Origin of the sequence: Kosakonia oryzendophytica, assembly GCF_027886705.1 — a bacterium.
GTDB lineage: Bacteria > Pseudomonadota > Gammaproteobacteria > Enterobacterales > Enterobacteriaceae > Kosakonia > Kosakonia oryzendophytica.
Window position 1 is genome coordinate 5,076,388 of sequence record NZ_CP115659.1, and the last position, 22,517, is coordinate 5,098,904.

Sequence of the window (22,517 nt, forward strand, 5' to 3'; positions counted from 1 at the left end):
GGCCTCAGAATGTGACGCCAGCACAGAGAATGATATTCGCAAACGGGGAACACTCCCCGCTGCGAATAACCGCATGACTGTCCGCGGTGTGTTTTTTGAACTGCTCGTGCGTAACGTACTGCACGGCTATGGTATTTCCCTGGTGTTGTTGCAGTTGCTCAATATGGCTGAGCAACGTTTCGTGGAGCTGCGGATTATATTGTTTAATTTCCGACGCTAAGATAGCGGCCTCAACCTGCATTTCCGTTGTCACCACTTCCAGCACTTGCATGAAGGAAGGAACGCCCTGTGTTAATGCCATATCCACACGTTGTGTGCTACGTGGCACCGGCAACCCGGCATCACACACCACCAGCGTATCAGTATGACCAAGACGAGAGATGACCGACGAAATGTCAGCGTTCAGTACACGACCTTTTTTCATATTTTATGCTCCACTAGCGAAACGTTTCGCTGAACGCAGTGTAGTATGAAGAATGCTCAGAAAACCATCCCGGCATTACAGAAGTGTGATCGATATCGAAACGTTTCGCTTGTGGAAATGATGAAAAAAACAGCTTTTCTTGCTTAAGCAAAATTTACAGCAATTAATAACAAAAACCCCTCATTGCGAGGGGTTTAATCAGGACTAAATTTCGACCTGGGTTCCCAGTTCTATCACCCTGTTAGGCGGGATCTCAAACTGATCGGGAGCGCGCAACGCATTTCGCTGCAACACCAGGTAAAGTTTACCGCGTAGCCGCAGATACCATGGACGTTTGCCGACGATCAGCGATTCATGCGACATAAAGAAAGAAGTTTCCATCATGCGGCAATTGAGGCCTTCAAGCCCGCAACGGTGAAACACTTCCTCCACGTTCGGCGTTTCACGCCAGCCGTAGCTGGCCACAACACGCCAGAAAGTTGGCGAGAGTTGCTCTATCTGCACGCGACGAACGTTATGCACATAAGGCGCATCTTCGGTACGCAGCGTCAGCAGGATGACACGCTCATGCAACACTTTGTTATGCTTAAGGTTATGCAGCATAGCGAATGGAATAACGTTCAGCGCACGGGACATATACACCGCAGTACCGGGGACACGTACCGGCGGTGATTTCTCCAGCGATGCAATCATCGCTTCGAGAGAGTTACCGTGTTCATGCATGCGACGCAGTAAACGGAAACGCTCGCTTTTCCAGGTGGTCATCACCAGGAACATCACCAGACCCAGGCTTAACGGCAACCAGCCGCCGGAAACAATCTTATCGAGGTTTGCCGAAAACAGCGGCACATCAATACACAGGAACAACGTGAGGATCAGCGCAACAAATAGCTTATTCCAGTGCCAGTTATTTCGCGCCACCGTGGTAGAAAGGATCGATGTCAGCACCATTGTCCCGGTTACGGCAATACCATACGCCGCCGCAAGGTTACTGGAGTGTTCAAAGCTGACAATCACCAGCACCACCGCAAAGTAAAGCAGCCAGTTTATAAAGGGGATATAGATCTGCCCGGACTCCATTTCCGAGGTATGGATAATACGCATCGGGGCAAGGTAACCCAAACGTACAGCCTGGCGGGTCAGTGAGAAGACACCTGAAATAACGGCTTGTGAGGCAATGACCGTCGCCAGGGTGGCAATGATCAGCATAGGAATAAGCGCCCATTCAGGTGCCAGTAAAAAGAACGGGTTTTTAATCGCTTCCGGCGTTTTCAGCAGCAATGCGCCCTGACCAAAATAGTTCAACGCCAGAGAGGGCAGCACCACAATAAACCACGCCACGCGAATCGGCAGTTTGCCAAAGTGCCCCATATCCGCATACAGCGCTTCAACCCCGGTAATGGAAAGCACCACCGCACCCAGCGCAACAAACGAGATCGCTTTGTACTGAACGAAGAAATTGACCGCCCATACAGGGTTCAGTGCCTGCAACACTTCCGGATTAGACAAAATCCCACGTGCACCCAGAACCGCCAGAATTAAAAACCACGCCAGCATAATCGGTGCAAACAGCTTCCCCACAAGCCCGGTGCCATGTTTTTGGATCGCGAACAGTAAGGTTAAGACGACGATAGAGAGCGGAACAATCCATGAGTCGAGCGACGGCGCGACAATTTCCAGCCCTTCAATAGCCGACATAACAGAGATTGCGGGGGTGATGACCACTTCGCCATAGAAAAAACTGCCGCCTATGAGCCCCATAATCACCAGTACGGAAGTCATTCTGGCAGACGTATTGCGCCCCGCCAGCGACATCAGCGTCAGGATCCCGCCCTCACCGGCGTTATCCGCCCGCATGACGAATGTCAGGTATTTTATGGAGACGACAAAAACCAACAGCCAGAAAATCAGCGATAAGAAACCGAAAACGGCATCACGCTCAACGCCGAAACCGAACTGACCAGACAAACATTCACGAAGCGTATAAAGCGGGCTGGTACCAATATCACCGTAGACAACCCCAATAGCCGCGAGTGTTACCGCGGGTAACGATTGCTTATTATCAGTGCTCATAGACTAATCTTTTGTTGAAATGACAAATGTGTGCTTAGTCCCTTGGCCCACAAAAAGCGCACAGTATGCACGATTATTTGCGAAATCGTACCCCTAAATGCGGCCACGTTAATCTGGAGCAAAGAAAATAAAGCTGTTCTTCAGTCTATTACAAGCCCTTACAGGAACGTCTATACTCGCTTTTGCAAGCCGGATAACACGGCGAAAGGACGCAAATCTATTATGGCTCACTCGCATTTATTAGCTGAAAGAATTTCCCGCTTAAGCAGCGCGCTGGAGAAAGGCCTCTTTGAGCGTAGCCACGCCATTCGGCTATGCCTGCTGGCAGCCCTGAGTGGAGAGAGCGTATTTCTATTGGGCCCGCCAGGTATCGCCAAGAGTCTGATTGCCCGTCGTCTGAAATTCGCCTTTAAACATGCCCGCGCCTTCGAATATCTGATGACCCGCTTCTCTACGCCAGAGGAAGTTTTTGGCCCGCTCTCGATCCAGGCGCTAAAAGATGAAGGGCGCTATGAACGCTTAACCAGTGGCTATCTGCCGGAAGCTGAAATCGTTTTTCTGGATGAGATATGGAAAGCGGGTCCCGCCATTCTCAATACCTTGCTGACCGCAATTAATGAACGGCGTTTTCGCAACGGTGCCAGCGAAGAGAAAATCCCTATGCGTCTGCTGGTGGCGGCGTCTAACGAACTACCGGAGGCAGACAGCAGCCTCGAAGCGCTGTATGACCGTATGTTGATTCGTCTGTGGCTGGACAAGGTTCAGGAAAAGGGGAACTTCCGCTCGATGCTGATCAGTCAGCAGGATGAAAATGACAATCCGGTGGCGAAAGAGCTACAGATCACCGATGAAGAGTACCTCAACTGGCAGCACGAGATCGGGCAGGTCAAACTGCCGGACCATGTCTTTGAGCTGATTTATACGCTGCGCCAGCAGCTTGATGCTTTACCAAACGCACCTTATGTTTCCGATCGTCGATGGAAAAAGGCCATCCGACTGTTGCAATCCAGCGCCTTTTTTAGCGGTCGTGACGCCGTTGCGCCAATAGATTTGATCCTGCTGAAGGACTGCCTGTGGCACGATGCGCAGAGTATGAATCTGCTGCAACAACAGTTAGATATTTTGATGACCGGGCACGCATGGCAGCAGCAAGCGATGCTGGCGCAACTGAGCAGCATCGCTCAGCAGAATATGCGGCTTCAGCAACAGCAAAGCGATAAAACAGCGCTCAAAGTCAGCCGTCAGGGCGGTATGTTCAGCCGTCGACCGCATTATGACTTGCCGGAAGATCTGGACGACCCGGTACTGACCTTGTTGTTGCAAAAGCCGCTGAAACTGCACGATATGCAGGTTATTCATGTCACCATTGAACGCAATGCGCTGGCGCAATGGCTGACAAAAGGCGGGGAGATCCGCGGTAAGCTCAACGGCATTGGTTTTGCGCAACCGCTTGATCTGGAAGTGGACACCAGCCTGCATCTGCTGATCCGCGACGTCAGTTTACAGGGATCGCGCCTCGCGCTGCCGGGTGCTACGCCGGAAAACGTTCCGGAAGAGATCAAACAACAGCTTGAAGCGCTGGATAACACCTGGCATCAGCAGCACACCCGTTTTAGCGAACAGCAGAAATGCCTGTTTATCGCCAGCGACTGGTTAGGTCGCATTGAAGCCAGCTTGCAGGACGTCAGAGCGCAAATCCAACAGGCGCGTCAATGCTAACGCTGGATACCCTCAATGTCATGATGACCGTCAGCGAGGAGGCGATGATTGAAGAGCTCATCGTCGCCCTGCTGGCATCGCCGCAACTGGCGCTGTTTTTTGAAAAATTTCCTCGCCTGAAACAGGCCATCACTGACGATGTACCCCGCTGGCGTGAAGCGCTGAGAAAACACCTTAAAGAGACCGACGTTCCGCCAGAACTGGCAGAAGAAGTGTTGAGTTACCAACAAAACCAGCTCCTGTCGACATCGCAGTTTATTGTTCAGTTGCCGCAAATTCTCGCGTTACTGGATAAGCTCCATTCGCCATATGCCGCCCAGGCCAGACAGATGGTAGCGGATAACGCCCTCTTCACACCTGCGCTGCATACGCTGTTTTTACAGCGTTGGCGCCTGAGCCTTGTGGTGCAGACCACCACCTTTAATCAGCAATTGCTGGATGAGGAACGCGATCGGCTGCTCAGTGAAGTACAGGAACGTATGACCCTGAGCGGTCAGTTGGAGCCCGTGCTGATTGAAAATGAAAATGCGGCAGGCCGGTTATGGGATATGAGTGCAGGGCAGCTTAAACGCGGCGATTATCAGTTAATCATTAAATATGGTGAGTTCCTCAATCAGCAGCCGGAACTTCAGCATCTGGCCGAACAGCTTGGTCGCTCGCGTGAAGCAAAATCCGTCCCCCGTAAAGATGCGCCAATGGAGACATTCCGTACACTGGTACGTGAACCGGCAACGGTTCCGGAGCAAGTCGACGGGCTGCATCAAAGCGATGATATGTTGCGGCTGTTGCCGCCCGAACTGGCCACACTGGGGATCACTGAGCTGGAATATGAGTTTTATCGCCGGCTGGTGGAAAAACAGTTACTCACTTACCGGCTACACGGCGATGCATGGCGGGAAAAAGTGACCGAACGACCGGTTATTCATCAGGAATTCGATGAACAACCGCGCGGACCTTTTATCGTCTGTGTCGATACCTCAGGTTCAATGGGCGGTTTTAATGAACAATGTGCAAAGGCATTTTGCCTGGCGTTGATGCGCGTCGCACTGGCCGATAAGCGGCGCTGCTACATTATGCTTTTCTCCAGTGAAGTGGTGCGCTACGAACTGACGAGCGCTGAAGGCCTGGAGCAGGCAATTCGTTTTCTCAGTCAGCGTTTTCGCGGCGGAACCGATTTGGCGAGCTGTTTCCGCGCCATCGTGGAACGCATGCAGGGCGGCGAATGGTACGACGCCGATGCGGTAGTGATCTCTGACTTTATCGCCCAGCGTTTGCCGGACGATGTGGTAAATAAAGTGAAGGAACTGCAACACGTTCATCAGCATCGCTTTCATGCGGTGGCGATGTCCGTGCATGGCAAACCCGGCATCATGCGCATCTTCGACCATATCTGGCGCTTCGATACCGGGATGCGTAGCCGCCTGCTGCGGCGCTGGCGGCGTTAAAGCAGACCGGAAACCTGCTTGCGGACGTGTTCCGGCCACACACCGCATTGAACCTGGCCAATGTGCGGCAACTGCAATAACAGCATCGTCAGTCGGGATTGACCAATACCGCCGCCAATGGTTTGTGGCATCTCTCCGCGCAACAGCGCCTGGTGCCACTCAAGCTGTAGCCTGTCTTCATCACCCGTCAGTTTAAGTTGACGTGTTAACGCATCCGCATCAACGCGAATGCCCATGGAAGAGAGTTCCAACGCATCTTCCAGTACCGGGTTCCAGACCAGAATATCGCCGTTCAGGCCGCTGAAGCCACCTTCTGCCACGGTACTCCAGTCATCATAATCCGGCGCGCGAACGTCATGGCGTTTACCGTCACTTAGCTTACCGCCGATGCCCATCAGAAATACCGCGCCCAGCTCTTTGGCGATGGCTCTTTCACGACCTTTGGCATCCAGATCCGGGAAACGGCTGCGCAGCGTTTCACTGTGCACAAAATGGATCTGTTCAGGCAGAAAGGGCACCAGACCAAATCGTTCACTGACTTCTGATTCCGTGGCTTTGATCCCGGCCCAGATCGCTCGAACGGTCTCTTTTAAGGTCGAGGTATGGCGTTCACCGTCACCCAGCACTCGTTCCCAGTCCCACTGATCCACATAAACAGAGTGAATCGGAGAAAGGCGGTCTTCATCCGGACGCAGGGCTTTCATATGTGTGTATAGCCCCTCTCCGGCACTGAAGTCGTGTTGACCCAGCGTCTGTCGTTTCCATTTCGCCAGAGAGTGCACGACTTCAAAGCGGGCCTCCGGCAATGTCTTCACATTGACCTGCACCGCTTTCTCGCTACCGGACAGATTATCCTGAGTACCATCCCCAACACGGCTGAGAATCGGCGCCTGCACTTCAATCAGGCCCAATTTTTCTTCAAGCAGGCGGGAAAAAAAGGATTTCACAAAGGCGATCTGGCGTTGTTTAGCGATGTAAGCGGTTTTCATTATTTAACTCCTGTGTCCTGTTGCTTTTAATTAAGCAACAAAATGACATCGCAACTCAATAATCATCAATTAAAAAGCCACCAGTGCTTTTGAATCGATAAAATCACAGGTTAAAATGGAAAGAATCACTATTCTTCATAAGAAAATCCTATGGAAAATTATCAGATCGACAATCTGGACCGCGGCATTCTCGACGCCTTAATGGCGAACGCGCGTACTGCTTACGCCGAACTGGCTAAACAATTTGGCGTAAGCCCCGGCACCATTCATGTTCGCGTAGAGAAAATGAAGCAGGCCGGGATCATCACCGGTGCGCGCATTGACGTCAGCCCGAAGCAACTGGGTTACGATGTGTGCTGCTTTATCGGCATCATTCTGAAGAGCGCAAAAGATTACCCTTCCGCGCTGGCAAAACTCGAAAGCCTGGAAGAGGTGACCGAGGCGTATTACACCACCGGCCATTACAGTATCTTTATAAAGGTGATGTGCCGATCAATCGATGCCCTCCAGCAAGTACTTATCAACAAGATCCAAACAATCGATGAAATTCAGTCCACCGAAACATTGATCTCCCTGCAAAACCCTATCATGCGTACCATCCGCCCTTAACCGGGCGTTTTCATCCCTGAGTAATACCCGTATTGTCCACAGGTAGATCCCAGCCCGTTCACAGCGTACAATGCACCTCTATTTGTCGCCGGATGGCGAATAAAACGGAGCGGGGCTTCATGGCAGACATCACGCTGATTAGCGGCAGTACGCTTGGCAATGCGGAATATGTTGCAGAACATCTGGCGGAAAAGCTGGAAGATGCAGGTTTTAGCACTGAGACGTTACATGGCCCGCTACTAGAGGATCTTGCGCCGCAGGGGATATGGCTGGTGGTCAGTTCAACCCACGGTGCGGGCGATCTTCCAGAAAACCTGCAGCCGTTTTTGGATGATTTGAATGAACAGAAACCGGATCTTTCCCGGGTTCGCTTTGGCGCGATCGGTATTGGTAGCCGTGAATATGACACCTTCTGCCAGGCGATCGAAAAACTGGAAGCGTCTTTAAAGGCAAACGGCGCCAGACAGATCGGCGAAACACTGAAGATCAACATTCTGGATCACGATATTCCGGAAGATCCCGCAGAGGAATGGTTGGGATCCTGGAAAAATTTACTCAACAATGATTAAAGATCGTGCGATCAGATGTGGATAACTCTGCTTAAAAGGTCTTACTAACCGGTAGTTATCCAAAGAATAACGCGTGTTCACTTTTTGAGTTGTGTATAACATCGCATTCTGATCCCAGCTTATACGGCCCAGGATCACCGATCATTCACAGCTAATGATCCAGCCTAATGAATTGATCTTAAAGTGATGATCCGGCTTATCCACAAGCGACCGCGATCCTAATAAGAGATCACAATAGAACAGATCTCTCTACATAAAAGATCTTCTTTTTAATACCCGGGATCCGGATCTTTCTCACTGGACTAAAGTTGAGTAGAATCCACGACCCGGGCTTCAACCCAATTTCTAACCGCTCAGGCGAGGCATACCACCATGTTTTATCCGGATCCTTTTGACGTCATTATCATTGGCGGGGGTCATGCAGGCACTGAGGCCGCAATGGCAGCAGCGCGTATGGGTCAACAGACCCTGCTTTTGACACACAATATCGACACGCTGGGGCAGATGAGTTGCAACCCGGCGATCGGCGGTATTGGGAAAGGACACCTGGTGAAAGAAGTGGATGCCCTGGGCGGACTGATGGCGAAAGCGATCGATCAGGCAGGCATTCAGTTTAGAATACTAAACGCCAGCAAAGGCCCGGCTGTCCGGGCAACCCGCGCTCAAGCGGATCGCGTGCTTTACCGCCAGGCTGTACGTACCGCGCTGGAAAACCAGCCGAACCTGATGATCTTCCAGCAGGCGGTTGAAGATCTGATCGTTGAAAACGATCGTGTGGTAGGCGCCGTTACTCAGATGGGGCTGAAATTCCGCGCCAAAGCGGTTGTGCTGACCGTAGGGACATTCCTTGACGGCAAAATTCATATTGGTCTGGATAACTACAGCGGTGGCCGCGCAGGCGATCCGCCGTCGATTCCTCTGTCACGCCGTTTGCGTGAACTGCCGCTACGCGTAAGCCGTCTGAAAACCGGGACACCGCCGCGTATTGATGCGCGCACGATCGATTTCAGCGTACTGGCGCAGCAGCATGGTGATAACCCAATGCCGGTCTTCTCGTTTATGGGAAATGCTGCCCAGCATCCGCGCCAGGTACCGTGCTACGTTACGCACACCAATGAAAAAACCCACGACGTGATCCGCAATAACCTCGATCGTAGCCCGATGTATGCCGGCGTGATCGAAGGGATCGGTCCACGTTATTGTCCGTCGATCGAAGACAAAGTGATGCGCTTTGCCGATCGCAACCAGCATCAGATCTTCCTTGAACCGGAAGGACTGACCTCTAACGAAATTTATCCGAACGGCATCTCCACTAGCTTGCCGTTCGATGTGCAAATGCAGATTGTCCGTTCAATGCAAGGGATGGAAAACGCCAAAATCGTTCGTCCGGGTTATGCCATTGAGTACGATTTCTTCGATCCGCGCGACCTGAAACCGACCCTGGAAAGTAAATTCATTCATGGTCTGTTCTTTGCTGGCCAAATCAACGGTACCACCGGTTACGAAGAAGCCGCGGCGCAGGGGTTGCTGGCAGGTCTGAACGCCGCACGCGCCTCCGCTGACAAAGAGGGTTGGGCACCACGCCGTGATCAGGCTTATCTCGGCGTACTGGTGGACGATCTTTGCACACTCGGCACCAAAGAGCCGTACCGTATGTTTACGTCTCGCGCGGAATATCGCCTGATGCTGCGTGAAGACAACGCGGATTTACGTTTGACAGAAGCCGGTCGTGAACTGGGCCTGGTGGACGATGCGCGTTGGGCGCGCTTCAATGAGAAACTGGAAAGCATTGAACGTGAGCGTCAACGCCTGAAATCACAATGGGTATCACCGGCTTCTGAACATGCGCCAGCGGTTAATACGCTGCTGACTGCGCCGTTGTCTCGCGAAGCCAGCGGTGAAGATCTGCTTCGTCGCCCTGAAATGACTTACCAGCAATTGGTGCAGCTGACGCCATTCTCCCCTGGTCTGGACGATCCGCAAGCCGCTGAGCAGGTGGAAATTCAGGTGAAATACGAGGGATACATCGCGCGTCAGCAGGATGAAATCGAGAAACAGCAGCGCAATGAAAACACCTTGCTGCCTGCCACACTGGATTATCGTCAGGTGAACGGACTGTCTAACGAAGTGATCGCGAAACTCAACGATCATAAACCGTCTTCCATCGGTCAGGCGTCACGCATCTCCGGGATCACTCCCGCAGCCATCTCCATTCTGCTGGTATGGTTGAAAAAACAAGGTATGCTGCGCCGTAGCGCATAATCGTCGTCGTATGCCCGGTCTACCGGGCATAGCAATCCCAGGGTATCAACCGTGCTTAACAAACTCTCTCGTCTGCTGGATGAAGCTGGCATTTCGTTGTCCGATCACCAGCAGCAACAACTGGTGGGTTACGTCAACCTGCTGCACAAATGGAACAAAGCCTACAACCTGACGTCGGTACGCGATCCTAACGAGATGCTGATCCGCCATATACTCGACAGTATCGTGGTGGCGCCTTATCTGCAGGGTTCGCGCTTTATCGATGTTGGCACCGGGCCTGGTTTACCCGGGATTCCCCTCTCTATCGTTCGTCCTGAATCGCATTTCACGCTGCTTGATAGCTTGGGCAAGCGCGTGCGCTTTTTGCGTCAGGTCCAGCATGAATTGCATCTTGAAAATATCGCACCTGTGCAGAGCCGTGTGGAAGACTTCCCTGCGGAACCGCCGTTTGATGGGGTGATCAGTCGGGCTTTTGCTTCGCTGAATGACATGGTGAGCTGGTGTCAGCATTTGCCTGGAGCGCAAGGCCGTTTTTACGCGCTGAAAGGAATGGTGCCAGACGATGAGATTTCTCTGTTGCCTGCTGAATTTACGGTGGAAAGTATTGAGAAACTGTATGTTCCGCACCTTGAAGGCGAACGCCATCTGGTGGTTGTTAAGGCAAATAAAGTTTAATTTTTATCAAAAAATGTAGAATTCGTGCTGTTCTCAGGATGTTAAAAATCGACATAAAAAGCGGTGATACGTTCAGTTACATTTAACCAGACATTTACCAGGATTTATCCGACTTTTAACGTCATTTTTATTCTTCACCGGAAGAATAGTCAACTGCGAAAATATCAGCGCGCTAAAAGTCGGCGCTGATAATCAAAAATAGATGTTAAATAATTATTATAAATGTCAATGAAACGTTTTTGTTATATTTGCGGCTGTTTTAAAAAGAGTTGTGATAATTCGTCTTAAATATCAGAAAGATGAAAAGTCACAATTTACGGGCGTGATTAATATGACCGACGCATAAATGTTTGTTTTGTGACCTGGTGCACGCTTTGGTAGCAGGTTTTTCGCGTTATTTGCAGTTTTGCCCGAAGGTTCACAGTTTCGACAAAAGTTGAAAAATAGCCATCGGGAAAATTATTTAAACATTTATTCACCTTTTCGCTACTTATTGTTTGAAATCACGAGGCCGAACCGTATAATTTGACCGCTTTTTGCTGCTTGACTCCGGGCCTTAAAGAACGTTTTATACGACACGCGGCATACCTCAAAGGGAGCAGGAGTAAAGAAACGTGATGTCTGTGTCGCTCTTTAGTCGAAACGTTGCACGCAAGCTTCTGCTTATTCAGTTTCTGGCAGTAATGGCAAGTGGATTGCTGTTTAGCCTCAAAGACCCCTTCTGGGGCATTTCCGCCGTGTGCGGAGGTATGGCAGTCTTATTGCCAAACATGTTGTTTATGATTTTTGCCTGGCGTCATCAGGCGCTTACACCTGCTAAAGGCCGAGTGGCCTGGACCTTCGCCCTCGGTGAAGCAATCAAGGTGTTGGTGACATTCGTGTTGCTGGTGGTGGCGCTGGCGGTATTCAGGGTGGCGTTTTTGCCGCTGATAGTCACGTGGGTTTCGGTGCTGGTAGTTCAGATACTGGCACCCGCTGTAATTAACAACAAAGGGTAAGAGGCATCATGTCTGCAGGAGAAATCTCAACACCGCAGGAGTACATAGGTCACCATCTGAATAACCTTCAGATCGATCTTCGTACGTTCTCGCTGGTGGATCCGCATAACCCCCCGGCCACCTTCTGGACGCTCAATATCGACTCCATGTTTTTCTCGGTGGTACTGGGTCTGTTGTTCCTGATGATGTTCCGTAGCGTAGCGAAAAAAGCCACCAGCGGCGTCCCGGGAAAATTCCAGACTGCAATTGAGCTGGTGATTGGTTTTGTCCATGGTAGCGTCAAAGACATGTACCACGGCAAAAGCAAACTTATCGCTCCGTTGGCCCTGACGATCTTCGTCTGGGTATTCCTGATGAACCTGATGGATTTGCTGCCTATCGATTTTCTCCCGCTTATCGGCGAGAAGGTTCTGGGGCTGCCTGCGCTGCGTGTGGTGCCGTCTGCAGACGTCAACATCACGCTGTCTATGGCGCTGGGCGTATTTATCCTGATTCTGTTCTACAGCATCAAAATGAAGGGTATTGGCGGTTTCGCTAAAGAGCTGACTCTCCAGCCGTTCAACCATCCGGTATTTATTCCGGTAAACCTTATCCTTGAGGGCGTGAGCCTGCTGTCCAAACCGGTTTCTCTCGGTCTGCGACTGTTTGGCAACATGTACGCGGGTGAGTTGATTTTCATTCTGATCGCGGGTCTTCTGCCGTGGTGGTCACAGTGGGTTCTGAATGTGCCATGGGCCATTTTCCACATCCTGATCATTACGCTGCAAGCCTTTATTTTCATGGTTCTGACGATCGTCTATCTGTCGATGGCATCTGAAGAGCATTGATTTTTAACAACACTACTACGTTTTAACTGAAACAAACTGGAGACTGTCATGGAAAACCTGAATATGGATCTGCTGTACATGGCTGCCGCTGTGATGATGGGTCTGGCGGCAATCGGTGCTGCGATCGGTATCGGCATCCTCGGGGGCAAATTCCTGGAAGGCGCAGCGCGTCAACCTGATCTGATTCCTCTGCTGCGTACTCAGTTCTTTATCGTTATGGGTCTGGTGGATGCTATCCCGATGATCGCTGTGGGTCTGGGTCTGTACGTGATGTTTGCTGTCGCGTAGTAAGAGTTGCTTTCCAAGCAATTGTTTAGAACGTTAACCAGATAAGAGGCATTGTGCTGTGAATCTAAACGCAACAATCCTCGGCCAGGCCATCGCGTTTGTCCTGTTCGTTCTGTTCTGCATGAAGTATGTATGGCCGCCGTTGATGGCTGCCATTGAAAAACGTCAGAAAGAAATTGCTGACGGTCTCGCTTCCGCAGAACGAGCTAAAAAGGACCTTGACCTTGCACAGGCCAATGCGACCGACCAGCTGAAAAAAGCGAAAGCAGAAGCTCAGGTAATCATCGAACAGGCGAACAAACGCCGTGCTCAGATCCTGGACGAAGCGAAAGCAGAAGCCGAGCAGGAACGTACCAAAATCGTGGCGCAGGCGCAGGCGGAAATTGACGCCGAGCGTAAACGTGCTCGCGAAGAGCTGCGTAAACAAGTGGCTCTGCTGGCTGTAGCTGGCGCCGAGAAAATCATTGAGCGTTCCGTGGATGAAGCTGCTAACAGCGACATCGTGAATAAACTGGTCGCTGAACTGTAAGGAGGAGGGGCTGATGTCTGAATTTGTAACGGTAGCTCGCCCCTACGCCAAAGCAGCTTTTGACTTTGCCGTTGAAAACCAAAGTGTTGATCGCTGGCAGGATATGCTGGCGTTTGCCGCCGAGGTGACTAAAAACGAGCAAATGGCCGAGCTCCTCTCCGGTGCATTAGCACCGGAAACGCTCGCTGAGTCGTTTATCGCCATCTGTGGGGAGCAACTGGACGCCAAAGGTCAGAACCTGATTCGGGTAATGGCTGAAAATGGACGTCTGAAAGTGCTCCCTGATGTTCTTGAGCAGTTTGTTCATTTGCGTGCAGCCAGCGAGGCTACAGCAGACGTTGAAGTCACGTCCGCAACCGCATTGAGCGAAGAGCAGCTCACGAAAATCAGCGCAGCGATGGAAAAACGACTGTCACGTAAAGTGAAGCTGAATTGCAAAATCGATAAGTCTGTTATGGCAGGCGTTATCATCCGAGCGGGTGATACTGTGATTGATGGCAGCGTTCGCGGCCGTCTTGAACGCCTTGCAGACGTCTTGCAGTCTTAAGGGGACTGGAGCATGCAACTGAATTCCACCGAAATCAGCGAACTGATCAAGCAGCGCATTGCTCAGTTCAGTGTTGTGAGTGAAGCTCACAACGAAGGTACTATTGTTTCTGTAAGCGACGGTGTTATCCGCATTCACGGCCTGGCCGACTGTATGCAGGGCGAGATGATTTCTCTGCCGGGTAACCGTTACGCTATCGCACTGAACCTGGAGCGCGACTCCGTGGGTGCAGTAGTGATGGGACCGTACGCTGACCTTGCCGAAGGCATGAAGGTTAAATGTACTGGCCGTATTCTTGAAGTTCCGGTTGGCCGTGGCCTGCTGGGTCGTGTGGTGAACACCCTGGGTGCGCCAATCGATGGTAAAGGTCCGGTTGATAACGATGGCTTCTCGCCAATCGAAGTTATCGCACCGGGCGTTATCGATCGTCAGTCCGTCGATCAGCCGGTTCAAACGGGTTATAAATCCGTTGACGCCATGATTCCAATCGGTCGTGGTCAGCGTGAATTGATCATCGGTGACCGTCAGACCGGTAAAACCGCGATGGCAATCGATGCGATCATCAACCAGCGCGATTCCGGCATCAAATGCGTATACGTTGCTATCGGCCAGAAAGCGTCCACCATTGCCAACGTGGTGCGTAAACTGGAAGAGCACGGTGCGCTGTCTAACACCATCGTTGTGGTTGCAACCGCTTCTGAATCTGCCGCACTGCAATATCTGGCACCGTATGCCGGTTGCGCAATGGGCGAATACTTCCGTGACCGCGGTGAAGATGCGCTGATCGTATACGATGACCTGTCTAAACAGGCAGTCGCTTATCGTCAGGTGTCCCTGCTGCTCCGTCGTCCGCCAGGACGTGAAGCATTCCCGGGCGACGTATTCTATCTCCACTCTCGTCTGCTGGAGCGCGCATCCCGCGTTAACGCTGAATACGTTGAAGCCTTCACCAAAGGTGAAGTGAAAGGTAAAACCGGTTCCCTGACCGCGCTGCCAATCATTGAAACCCAGGCGGGTGACGTTTCTGCGTTCGTTCCGACTAACGTAATTTCTATTACCGATGGTCAGATCTTCCTGGAAACTAACCTGTTTAACTCCGGTATTCGTCCGGCGGTTAACCCGGGTATTTCTGTATCTCGTGTGGGTGGTGCAGCTCAGACCAAGATCATCAAGAAACTGTCCGGTGGTATCCGTACCGCGCTGGCGCAGTATCGTGAACTGGCAGCGTTCTCTCAGTTCGCTTCCGATCTGGATGAAGCAACCCGTAAACAGCTGAGCCACGGTCAGAAAGTGACCGAGCTGCTGAAGCAAAAACAGTACGCTCCAATGTCTGTTGCTCAGCAGGGTCTGGTGCTGTTTGCGGCTGAACGCGGTTACCTCGAAGATGTGGAACTGGCGAAAATCGGTAGCTTCGAAGCCGCTCTGCTGGCTTACGCTGACCGTGATCATGCTCCGCTGATGCAAGAGATCAACCAGTCCGGTGGCTATAACGACGAAATCGAAGGCAAGCTGAAAGGCATCCTCGATTCCTTCAAAGCAACCCAGTCCTGGTAACGTCTGGCGGCTTGTCTTAGGGCAGGCCGCAAGGCATTGAGGAGAAGCTCATGGCCGGCGCAAAAGAGATACGTAGTAAGATCGCAAGCGTCCAGAACACGCAAAAGATCACTAAAGCGATGGAGATGGTCGCCGCTTCCAAAATGCGTAAATCGCAGGATCGCATGGCGTCCAGCCGTCCTTATGCAGATACCATGCGCAAAGTGATTGGTCACCTTGCGAACGGTAATCTGGAATATAAGCACCCTTACCTGGAAGAACGCGACGTTAAACGCGTGGGCTACCTGGTGGTGTCGACCGACCGTGGTTTATGTGGTGGTTTGAACATTAACCTGTTCAAAAAACTGCTGGCGGATATGAAAGCATGGTCCGATAAAGGCGTTCAGAGCGAACTCGCGATGATCGGCTCTAAAGGCGTGTCTTTCTTTAATTCCGTAGGTGGCAACGTTGTCGCTCAGGTAACCGGCATGGGAGATAACCCTTCCCTGTCCGAACTGATCGGCCCGGTAAAAGTCATGTTGCAAGCCTACGACGAAGGTCGTCTCGACAAGCTTTATATTGTTAGCAACAAATTTATCAACACCATGTCTCAGGCTCCGACCATCACTCAGCTGCTGCCTTTACCGGCCGCAGAAGATGAAGAGTTGAAGCATAAATCCTGGGATTATCTGTACGAACCTGATCCGAAAGCGCTGCTGGACACGCTCCTGCGTCGTTACGTTGAATCTCAGGTTTATCAGGGTGTTGTGGAAAACCTGGCCAGCGAGCAGGCCGCACGTATGGTGGCGATGAAAGCCGCGACCGACAATGGCGGCAGCCTGATTAAAGAGCTGCAGTTGGTATACAACAAAGCTCGTCAGGCCAGCATTACTCAGGAACTCACCGAAATCGTCGGTGGTGCATCCGCGGTATAACCAGGTTAATTCGTAGAGGATTCAAGATGGCTACTGGAAAAATTGTCCAGGTAATCGGCGCCGTAGTTGACGTCGAATTCCCTCAGGATGCCGTACCGCGCGTGTACGATGCTCTTGAGGTTAAGAATGGTAACGAGACGCTGGTGCTGGAAGTGCAGCAGCAGCTGGGCGGCGGTATCGTACGTACCATCGCCATGGGTTCTTCTGACGGTCTGCGTCGTGGTCTGGAAGTGAACGACCTTGCGCACCCGATCGAAGTCCCGGTTGGTAAAGCAACACTGGGTCGTATCATGAACGTGCTCGGTCAGCCGATCGACATGAAAGGCGACATCGGTGAAGAAGAGCGTTGGGCTATCCACCGCGCGGCACCGTCCTATGAAGAGCTGTCCAGCTCTCAGGAATTGCTGGAAACCGGCATCAAAGTTATCGACCTGATGTGTCCGTTCGCGAAGGGCGGTAAAGTCGGTCTGTTCGGTGGTGCGGGCGTGGGTAAAACCGTAAACATGATGGAGCTGATTCGTAACATCGCGATTGAGCACTCCGGTTACTCTGTGTTTGCGGGCGTGGGTGAACGTACTCGTGAGGGTAACGACTTCTACCACGAAATGACTGACTCCAACGTTCTGGACAAAGTATCCCTGGTTTACGGTCAGATGAACGAGCCGCCGGGAAACCGTCTGCGCGTTGCGCTGACCGGCCTGACCATGGCTGAGAAGTTCCGTGACGAAGGTCGTGACGTTCTGCTGTTCGTCGACAACATCTACCGTTATACCCTCGCCGGTACTGAAGTATCCGCACTGCTGGGCCGTATGCCTTCAGCGGTAGGTTACCAGCCGACGCTGGCGGAAGAGATGGGTGTTCTGCAGGAACGTATCACTTCTACCAAAACCGGTTCTATCACTTCCGTACAGGCGGTATACGTACCTGCGGATGACCTGACTGACCCGTCGCCAGCCACCACCTTTGCGCACCTTGACGCAACTGTGGTACTGAGCCGTCAGATCGCGTCTTTGGGGATCTACCCGGCCGTTGACCCGCTGGACTCCACCAGCCGTCAGCTGGATCCGCTGGTTGTGGGTCAGGAACACTACGACACCGCGCGTGGCGTACAGTCTCTGCTGCAACGTTATCAGGAACTGAAAGACATCATCGCCATCCTTGGTATGGATGAGCTGTCTGAAGAAGACAAACTGGTGGTAGCTCGCGCACGTAAGATCCAGCGCTTCCTGTCCCAGCCGTTCTTCGTAGCGGAAGTGTTCACCGGTTCTCCGGGCAAATACGTTTCCCTGAAAGACACCATCCGTGGCTTTAAAGGCATTATGGAAGGCGAATACGATCACCTGCCGGAGCAGGCGTTCTACATGGTTGGTTCCATCGAAGAAGCAGTGGAAAAAGCCAAAAAACTTTAACGCCTTAATCGGAGGGTGATATGGCAATGACTTACCACCTGGACGTCGTCAGTGCAGAGAAACAGATGTTCTCTGGTCTGGTCGAGAAAATCCAGGTAACGGGTAGTGAAGGTGAACTGGGGATTTTCCCGGGGCACGCACCGCTGCTCACCGCCATTAAGCCTGGTATGATCCGCATCGTTAAACAGTTCGGTCATGAAGAGTTTATCTATCTGTCCGGCGGCATTCTTGAAGTGCAACCGAGCAGCGTGACCGTTCTGGCTGATACCGCTATTCGTGGCCAGGATCTCGACGAAGCGCGAGCCCTGGAATCGAAGCGTAAAGCAGAAGAGCACATTAAGAGCTCTCACGGTGACGTGGATTACGCTCAGGCGTCTGCGGAGCTGGCGAAAGCCATCGCGAAACTGCGTGTTATCGAGTTGACTAAAAAAGCGATGTAAACCGGCTTGAACGTTAAAAAGCCAGTCTGGTTTCCAGACTGGCTTTTTTTATGGTTGCGTTTCAGAAAAAATGGAACTGAAAACGTGTTTTATTATTTTGTGATGCGCATCACAAAAATATTGATCGGTTAAAAAATGAGGCGTAGACTTCTTTTCTGTGAGGTTCATCACAAAAATCAACTCTGACAAAATCAGGAAGCCATCATGAAACTGATCAACAAAATCATCGCTCTCTTCAGCAATATGAACATCTCTTTCGGGACGTTCAACCACTAATCTGCTGATCCGCTGAGTGGCGCTGCGCTTACCGTTGTGTGATAAGCGAGCGCCATCTGGCTACATCTTCAGTTCCGCCAGTACCGCTTTACTGTCCACTTCTTGCTGCAATGCATTCACGCTTTTGCCATTGGCGATAAAGTAGTTCGTCGCGTCAATATTCCCCACCACCGCATCATCATACTGCCCGGCTTTACTGCGTACAGAAATGTTGCCTTTAAACACGCCTTGCGTGGAGGCATCACCGTAAGGACTGGGGCGGAAGATAAAGTTAAAGCGTTGGTTATCCGCGGCAATATTGTTTTCCACCACCAACTTGCCAGGGTTAAAATTATCGGTGAAACCGTCCAGATGGTTGCCGATTGCTTTGCTGTTGCGAACCTGATGAGCGACAGGCTGCCCTTCTCCTCCCAGTTTAAAACCATTGCTGGTGTTATTACTGGCAATTGAATTCTCGATCACCACAACACCGTTGCCGCCATCTTCAATCTTGTTGAAAAGATCAAAACCATCGTCAATGTTGTCGTGGGCATAGCATCTTTCCAGTTTGTTCCCTTCGCCTACGCGCATTTTTACGGCAAACCCGTCGGCATTAATTTTCCCCGGATCTTCATTACTCCAGGACTCGGAATCGATCACGCGGTTGTGGCTCGCCCATAATGGTCGACCGATATTTTCCGGCGAAGAAATTTGAATACCGGTATCGTCATTACGCCAGGCGACCACTTTTTCGATCAGGTTGTGACTGCCTTGCACACGCAGGCTCTTGTCTGTGACTTCAATCCCCTTGATATGCCAGTAGCTGGCGTCTAGTTGTAACCCATGAATCACCACTTTGCCGTCGGCTTGCAGCGTCTTCATCTTCCCCAGCAAACCGCTGGCTGTGAGCGGGATTTCTGTTCGCGCATAGTCTCCGGCTTTTAGCGCAAGGGTGCCACCTGGCGGCAGCAGATTGATGGCGGTGGCTAAATCCAGCGGTGAGGCGGCCGTACCTTCGCCATCCGTTTTTCCGTCGGCGGCGACATGGAGGGTTGTGGCGGTTGTGGCGGTCGCTCTCTCTACGTTTATGGTCTGCGTAACGGGGGTTTTGTCATCGCCGCTGGTGGGGGTGAAGGTCAACACAAACATGGAGGTGTCACCTGAAAGCGTCGCGGGGAGCGTGTACATATCACCCGCTTTTACGGGTTTATCATTACCGATCACCACTTCGTTTTGCCGCACAGCAAACAGACCATCATAGTTGGCGCGTGCCTGAACGGTATATTTCTCACTGATACTTTGCGCAGGCGAGGCTATCTGCACAACAACAGGCAACGGTTTTGCCTGCCAGGGTTTGGATGCCACCGTTCGGGCTTTGCTGGTGGTCAGAGAGGCGTCGGAGATGGTAATTTTGGCATTACGTGAGGCAAAGAAACCGACGTAATATTGCTCGCTGTTCTGTACTGAAATCAAATCGGCATGTGGAATTGTCTGGCTTACCCAGTTATCGCTTCCTTGCGGAGCCCATGCGCTAATAAAACCGTCATTGGTACGCTCGAGTTTCATGCGGAAGGTGGGCGTCTGGCGAAGATCCACCTCTTCCTGGTAACTTTTTTTAGTGATTGCCGCGCCAGCGTCTCCCCACGGGTGGCTGATCCCTTCACGGGCGATTGCCTGTATTTTCACGCGAAAATGGTCTTTTTTATCCTGCGTCATGATGGCATTCATCACCATATTCGATGCCGCCGGGAACTCCTCATAGCCCTCTTTCAGCGGCTGCTGGCGCGGGTTGCCAATAATATCGCGAACCAGTAAGCCAGCCCCTTCTTGCGCCGCCGGTTTGGCGCCATTTTCCGGACCGAACTGGTCTACGGTGACGGTGGCCTGTAAGACAAAATTTTCGCCAGTGGGCAGGGATGTGTAAAAGTAGGTCAGGCCATCATGAGAGTTAGCAATTTTACCGCCGCGGCTTTCGAGTGTGATGGGTTTAGAGAGATCGGCCTGGTCCGAAACGGAAAGTGTCTTGCCGTCGATAGTTACATCGTTAACGCCGATCTTTTCCGGCAGAACGTTAGAAGAAAAATTCACGTCAGTTGATTGCCCGAAAGCAATGGCTCGCCATACAGGAGCCGGTGTGGCCAGTACAGAAGCGGAGATAAGTGAGCTGCAAACGGTTATGGCGAGAGGTATTTTATAATTCATTTTATGCTCCTGATTAATCATTGCCCGCCATTATTACCAGGATGAAACACTGTTTCTTTTTTGTACGTCACACTCTTTAATGATCAAAACGGTGTTTTATTTTTGTTTAATCTTTATTCAGGATAAAAAAAAACAGCTAACCCTTTGTATAAATTAGTGACAGAGAGAAACGTCGCTAATTTTCAGTGACAAACGCATTTACTCTGCCGTTAAAATAGCCTCCAAATGCACTGTAAAGGTGGATGTTGAGCGTTTCACCAACACTCCATTTTATGCTGCAAAATATGTAGTATTTTCAACGCTAAAGAGTTTAACTTCTCACTCAAATGACAGTCAGGACGCGTATGTTGAACACAAAAATGAGTGTGGTGATCCTTGCCGCGGGCAAAGGCACACGCATGTATTCCGATCTCCCGAAAGTGCTGCATACCCTTGCAGGGAAGTCGATGGTCCAGCATGTCATTGATGCTGCTACAAATCTTGGCGCAAATAACGTTCATCTGGTTTATGGTCATGGCGGCGATCTGCTGAAAGCTACGCTACGCGACGATAAACTCAATTGGGTGCTGCAAGCTGAGCAACTGGGCACGGGCCATGCGATGCAGCAGGCCGCTCCGTTCTTCGCCGATGACGAAGACATTTTGATGCTCTATGGCGATGTTCCGCTGATTTCTGTTGATACGCTGCAGCGCCTGCGTGACGCCAAGCCACAGGGCGGTATTGGTCTGTTGACGGTGAAACTCGACGATCCCACCGGTTATGGTCGGATTACGCGTGAAAATGGCGTGATTACCGGGATTATCGAGCAGAAAGACGCCAGCGAAGCTCAACGCCTGATTAAAGAAATCAACACCGGCATTTTGGTGGCCAACGGCGGCGATCTGAAGCGCTGGCTTAGCCAACTCACCAATAACAATGCTCAGGGTGAATTCTACATTACCGACATCATTGGCTTTGCTCATCAGGAAGGGCGTGAAATTACAGCTGTTCATCCGCAACGCCTGAGTGAAGTGGAAGGGGTCAACAACCGTCTGCAATTGTCGCGTCTGGAGCGTGCTTATCAGGCTGAACAAGCTGAGCGGCTACTGCTTGCCGGCGTTATGCTGCGCGATCCGGCGCGTTTCGACCTCCGCGGCGCGCTGGAGCACGGGCGGGATGTGGAGATCGATGCTAACGTCATTATTGAAGGGCGCGTCAAACTTGGCCATCGCGTGAAGATTGGCGCAGGCTGCGTGATCAAAAACAGCGAAATTGGCGATGATTGCGAAATCAGTCCTTACAGCGTCGTGGAAGATGCCCGCCTGGAAGCCGCATGCACCATTGGTCCCTTCGCGCGTTTACGTCCGGGGGCCGAACTGCTGGCTGGCGCGCATGTTGGTAACTTCGTTGAAATGAAAAAAGCGCGTCTGGGTAAAAGCTCTAAAGCGGGGCATCTGACGTACCTGGGCGACGCGGACATTGGCGATAATGTGAATATTGGCGCCGGGACCATCACCTGCAACTACGACGGTGCAAATAAGCACAAAACCGTGATTGGTGATGATGTGTTTGTTGGCTCTGATACGCAGTTAGTGGCGCCGGTTACGGTGGCCAACGGTGCCACCATTGCGGCTGGTACGACGGTCACGCGCAACGTAGGCGAAAATGAACTGGTGTTAAGCCGCGTGCCACAGGTGCAGAAACCGGGCTGGCGTCGTCCGGTGAAGAAGAAATAACCCGTTTTTTAGGCCGGATAAGCGTAGCGCTTTCCGGCAAGTATTCAGGGATGAGGGGAAAAATAATTCCTCCG

General features: G+C 51.6%; 21 protein-coding genes. 16 read left to right on the forward strand and 5 right to left on the reverse strand.

Annotated elements, in window-relative coordinates; genetic code table 11:
* Positions 1-4 precede the first annotated feature (4 nt).
* Both rbsD and kup read right to left on the reverse strand, forming a co-directional pair.
* Positions 5-424, reverse strand: a complete 420-nt coding sequence (gene rbsD, locus O9K67_RS24400) for a D-ribose pyranase (protein WP_061499562.1) — start codon at positions 422-424, stop codon at positions 5-7.
* A gap of 204 nt (positions 425-628) precedes the next feature.
* On the reverse strand, positions 629-2,497 hold the full coding sequence (gene kup / locus O9K67_RS24405; RefSeq protein ID WP_061499564.1) for a low affinity potassium transporter Kup: 1,869 nt from the start codon (positions 2,495-2,497) through the stop codon (positions 629-631).
* 222 nt (positions 2,498-2,719) lie between these two features.
* Between kup and ravA the strand changes: the two genes are divergently transcribed.
* Both ravA and viaA read left to right on the forward strand, forming a co-directional pair.
* Positions 2,720-4,216, forward strand: coding sequence for an ATPase RavA (ravA, locus tag O9K67_RS24410; RefSeq protein ID WP_061499567.1), 1,497 nt, complete (start codon positions 2,720-2,722; stop codon positions 4,214-4,216).
* A complete protein-coding gene (gene viaA, locus O9K67_RS24415) occupies positions 4,210-5,661 on the forward strand; it encodes an ATPase RavA stimulator ViaA (protein ID WP_061499571.1) in 1,452 nt (483 codons plus the stop codon). The genes ravA and viaA overlap by 7 nt, the downstream gene beginning before the upstream one ends.
* Here the strand turns inward: viaA and asnA are convergent.
* Positions 5,658-6,650 carry an aspartate--ammonia ligase gene (gene asnA / locus O9K67_RS24420; protein WP_061499573.1) on the reverse strand — a complete coding sequence of 331 codons (993 nt, stop codon included), beginning with the start codon at positions 6,648-6,650 and terminating at the stop codon, positions 5,658-5,660. The two genes, viaA and asnA, sit on opposite strands and share 4 nt — an antisense overlap.
* Before the next feature lie 150 nt (positions 6,651-6,800).
* Here asnA and asnC point away from each other — a divergent pair, with 150 nt between their 5' ends.
* From asnC to O9K67_RS24485, 13 genes are all read left to right on the forward strand, one after another.
* On the forward strand, positions 6,801-7,259 hold the full coding sequence (gene asnC / locus O9K67_RS24425) for a transcriptional regulator AsnC (protein WP_007369362.1): 459 nt from the start codon (positions 6,801-6,803) through the stop codon (positions 7,257-7,259).
* Between the two features lie 119 nt (positions 7,260-7,378).
* Positions 7,379-7,828, forward strand: coding sequence for an FMN-binding protein MioC (gene mioC / locus O9K67_RS24430; RefSeq protein WP_061499576.1), 450 nt, complete (start codon positions 7,379-7,381; stop codon positions 7,826-7,828).
* Between the two features lie 372 nt (positions 7,829-8,200).
* Entirely contained in the window at positions 8,201-10,090 is a 1,890-nt protein-coding gene (gene mnmG, locus O9K67_RS24435; protein ID WP_061499579.1) for a tRNA uridine-5-carboxymethylaminomethyl(34) synthesis enzyme MnmG, read from the forward strand.
* Between the two features lie 51 nt (positions 10,091-10,141).
* Positions 10,142-10,765 carry a 16S rRNA (guanine(527)-N(7))-methyltransferase RsmG gene (gene rsmG, locus O9K67_RS24440; protein WP_061499582.1) on the forward strand — a complete coding sequence of 208 codons (624 nt, stop codon included), beginning with the start codon at positions 10,142-10,144 and terminating at the stop codon, positions 10,763-10,765.
* Between the two features lie 617 nt (positions 10,766-11,382).
* Positions 11,383-11,763 carry a F0F1 ATP synthase subunit I gene (atpI, locus tag O9K67_RS24445; protein ID WP_061499585.1) on the forward strand — a complete coding sequence of 127 codons (381 nt, stop codon included), beginning with the start codon at positions 11,383-11,385 and terminating at the stop codon, positions 11,761-11,763.
* 8 nt (positions 11,764-11,771) lie between these two features.
* A complete protein-coding gene (gene atpB, locus O9K67_RS24450) occupies positions 11,772-12,590 on the forward strand; it encodes a F0F1 ATP synthase subunit A (RefSeq protein ID WP_061499588.1) in 819 nt (272 codons plus the stop codon).
* Between the two features lie 48 nt (positions 12,591-12,638).
* Entirely contained in the window at positions 12,639-12,878 is a 240-nt protein-coding gene (gene atpE, locus O9K67_RS24455; protein WP_000429386.1) for a F0F1 ATP synthase subunit C, read from the forward strand.
* A gap of 58 nt (positions 12,879-12,936) precedes the next feature.
* Positions 12,937-13,407, forward strand: coding sequence for a F0F1 ATP synthase subunit B (gene atpF, locus O9K67_RS24460; protein ID WP_044182687.1), 471 nt, complete (start codon positions 12,937-12,939; stop codon positions 13,405-13,407).
* 13 nt (positions 13,408-13,420) lie between these two features.
* Positions 13,421-13,954: a F0F1 ATP synthase subunit delta gene (atpH, locus tag O9K67_RS24465; protein ID WP_061499591.1), complete on the forward strand. Its 534-nt coding sequence runs from the start codon at positions 13,421-13,423 to the stop codon at positions 13,952-13,954.
* A 12-nt stretch (positions 13,955-13,966) separates the two neighbouring features.
* The gene (gene atpA, locus O9K67_RS24470) at positions 13,967-15,508 is read left to right on the forward strand and encodes a F0F1 ATP synthase subunit alpha (protein WP_061499596.1); all 1,542 of its coding nucleotides are present in this window, start codon (positions 13,967-13,969) and stop codon (positions 15,506-15,508) included.
* 50 nt (positions 15,509-15,558) lie between these two features.
* Positions 15,559-16,422 carry a F0F1 ATP synthase subunit gamma gene (gene atpG, locus O9K67_RS24475; RefSeq protein ID WP_061499600.1) on the forward strand — a complete coding sequence of 288 codons (864 nt, stop codon included), beginning with the start codon at positions 15,559-15,561 and terminating at the stop codon, positions 16,420-16,422.
* Positions 16,423-16,448: 26 nt separating this feature from the next.
* Complete coding sequence (atpD, locus tag O9K67_RS24480; RefSeq protein ID WP_017458048.1) at positions 16,449-17,831, forward strand: F0F1 ATP synthase subunit beta; 1,383 nt, start codon at positions 16,449-16,451, stop codon at positions 17,829-17,831.
* Between the two features lie 20 nt (positions 17,832-17,851).
* Positions 17,852-18,271: a F0F1 ATP synthase subunit epsilon gene (locus O9K67_RS24485; protein WP_061499604.1), complete on the forward strand. Its 420-nt coding sequence runs from the start codon at positions 17,852-17,854 to the stop codon at positions 18,269-18,271.
* A gap of 48 nt (positions 18,272-18,319) precedes the next feature.
* Here the strand turns inward: O9K67_RS24485 and O9K67_RS24490 are convergent, their stop codons facing one another.
* Both O9K67_RS24490 and O9K67_RS24495 read right to left on the reverse strand, forming a co-directional pair.
* Entirely contained in the window at positions 18,320-18,544 is a 225-nt protein-coding gene (locus tag O9K67_RS24490; RefSeq protein WP_061499608.1) for a hypothetical protein, read from the reverse strand.
* Positions 18,545-18,607: 63 nt separating this feature from the next.
* Positions 18,608-20,728 (reverse strand): right-handed parallel beta-helix repeat-containing protein, encoded by a 2,121-nt coding sequence (locus O9K67_RS24495; protein ID WP_061499611.1) that lies wholly within the window; start codon positions 20,726-20,728, stop codon positions 18,608-18,610.
* Positions 20,729-21,072: 344 nt separating this feature from the next.
* Here O9K67_RS24495 and glmU point away from each other — a divergent pair, with 344 nt between their 5' ends.
* Entirely contained in the window at positions 21,073-22,443 is a 1,371-nt protein-coding gene (glmU, locus tag O9K67_RS24500; RefSeq protein WP_061499615.1) for a bifunctional UDP-N-acetylglucosamine diphosphorylase/glucosamine-1-phosphate N-acetyltransferase GlmU, read from the forward strand.
* Positions 22,444-22,517 lie beyond the last annotated feature (74 nt).

Excerpts from the sequence above, each read along its gene's own strand:
- rbsD (WP_061499562.1), bottom strand. The coding sequence starts at position 424 with ATGAAAAAAGGTCGTGTACTGAACGCTGACATTTCGTCGGTCATCTCT.
- kup (WP_061499564.1), bottom strand. The coding sequence starts at position 2,497 with ATGAGCACTGATAATAAGCAATCGTTACCCGCGGTAACACTCGCGGCT.
- ravA (WP_061499567.1), top strand. The coding sequence starts at position 2,720 with ATGGCTCACTCGCATTTATTAGCTGAAAGAATTTCCCGCTTAAGCAGC.
- viaA (WP_061499571.1), top strand. The coding sequence starts at position 4,210 with ATGCTAACGCTGGATACCCTCAATGTCATGATGACCGTCAGCGAGGAG.
- asnA (WP_061499573.1), bottom strand. The coding sequence starts at position 6,650 with ATGAAAACCGCTTACATCGCTAAACAACGCCAGATCGCCTTTGTGAAA.
- asnC (WP_007369362.1), top strand. The coding sequence starts at position 6,801 with ATGGAAAATTATCAGATCGACAATCTGGACCGCGGCATTCTCGACGCC.
- mioC (WP_061499576.1), top strand. The coding sequence starts at position 7,379 with ATGGCAGACATCACGCTGATTAGCGGCAGTACGCTTGGCAATGCGGAA.
- mnmG (WP_061499579.1), top strand. The coding sequence starts at position 8,201 with ATGTTTTATCCGGATCCTTTTGACGTCATTATCATTGGCGGGGGTCAT.
- atpI (WP_061499585.1), top strand. The coding sequence starts at position 11,383 with ATGTCTGTGTCGCTCTTTAGTCGAAACGTTGCACGCAAGCTTCTGCTT.
- atpB (WP_061499588.1), top strand. The coding sequence starts at position 11,772 with ATGTCTGCAGGAGAAATCTCAACACCGCAGGAGTACATAGGTCACCAT.
- atpE (WP_000429386.1), top strand. The coding sequence starts at position 12,639 with ATGGAAAACCTGAATATGGATCTGCTGTACATGGCTGCCGCTGTGATG.
- atpH (WP_061499591.1), top strand. The coding sequence starts at position 13,421 with ATGTCTGAATTTGTAACGGTAGCTCGCCCCTACGCCAAAGCAGCTTTT.
- atpA (WP_061499596.1), top strand. The coding sequence starts at position 13,967 with ATGCAACTGAATTCCACCGAAATCAGCGAACTGATCAAGCAGCGCATT.
- atpG (WP_061499600.1), top strand. The coding sequence starts at position 15,559 with ATGGCCGGCGCAAAAGAGATACGTAGTAAGATCGCAAGCGTCCAGAAC.
- atpD (WP_017458048.1), top strand. The coding sequence starts at position 16,449 with ATGGCTACTGGAAAAATTGTCCAGGTAATCGGCGCCGTAGTTGACGTC.
- O9K67_RS24485 (WP_061499604.1), top strand. The coding sequence starts at position 17,852 with ATGGCAATGACTTACCACCTGGACGTCGTCAGTGCAGAGAAACAGATG.
- O9K67_RS24495 (WP_061499611.1), bottom strand. The coding sequence starts at position 20,728 with ATGAATTATAAAATACCTCTCGCCATAACCGTTTGCAGCTCACTTATC.
- glmU (WP_061499615.1), top strand. The coding sequence starts at position 21,073 with ATGTTGAACACAAAAATGAGTGTGGTGATCCTTGCCGCGGGCAAAGGC.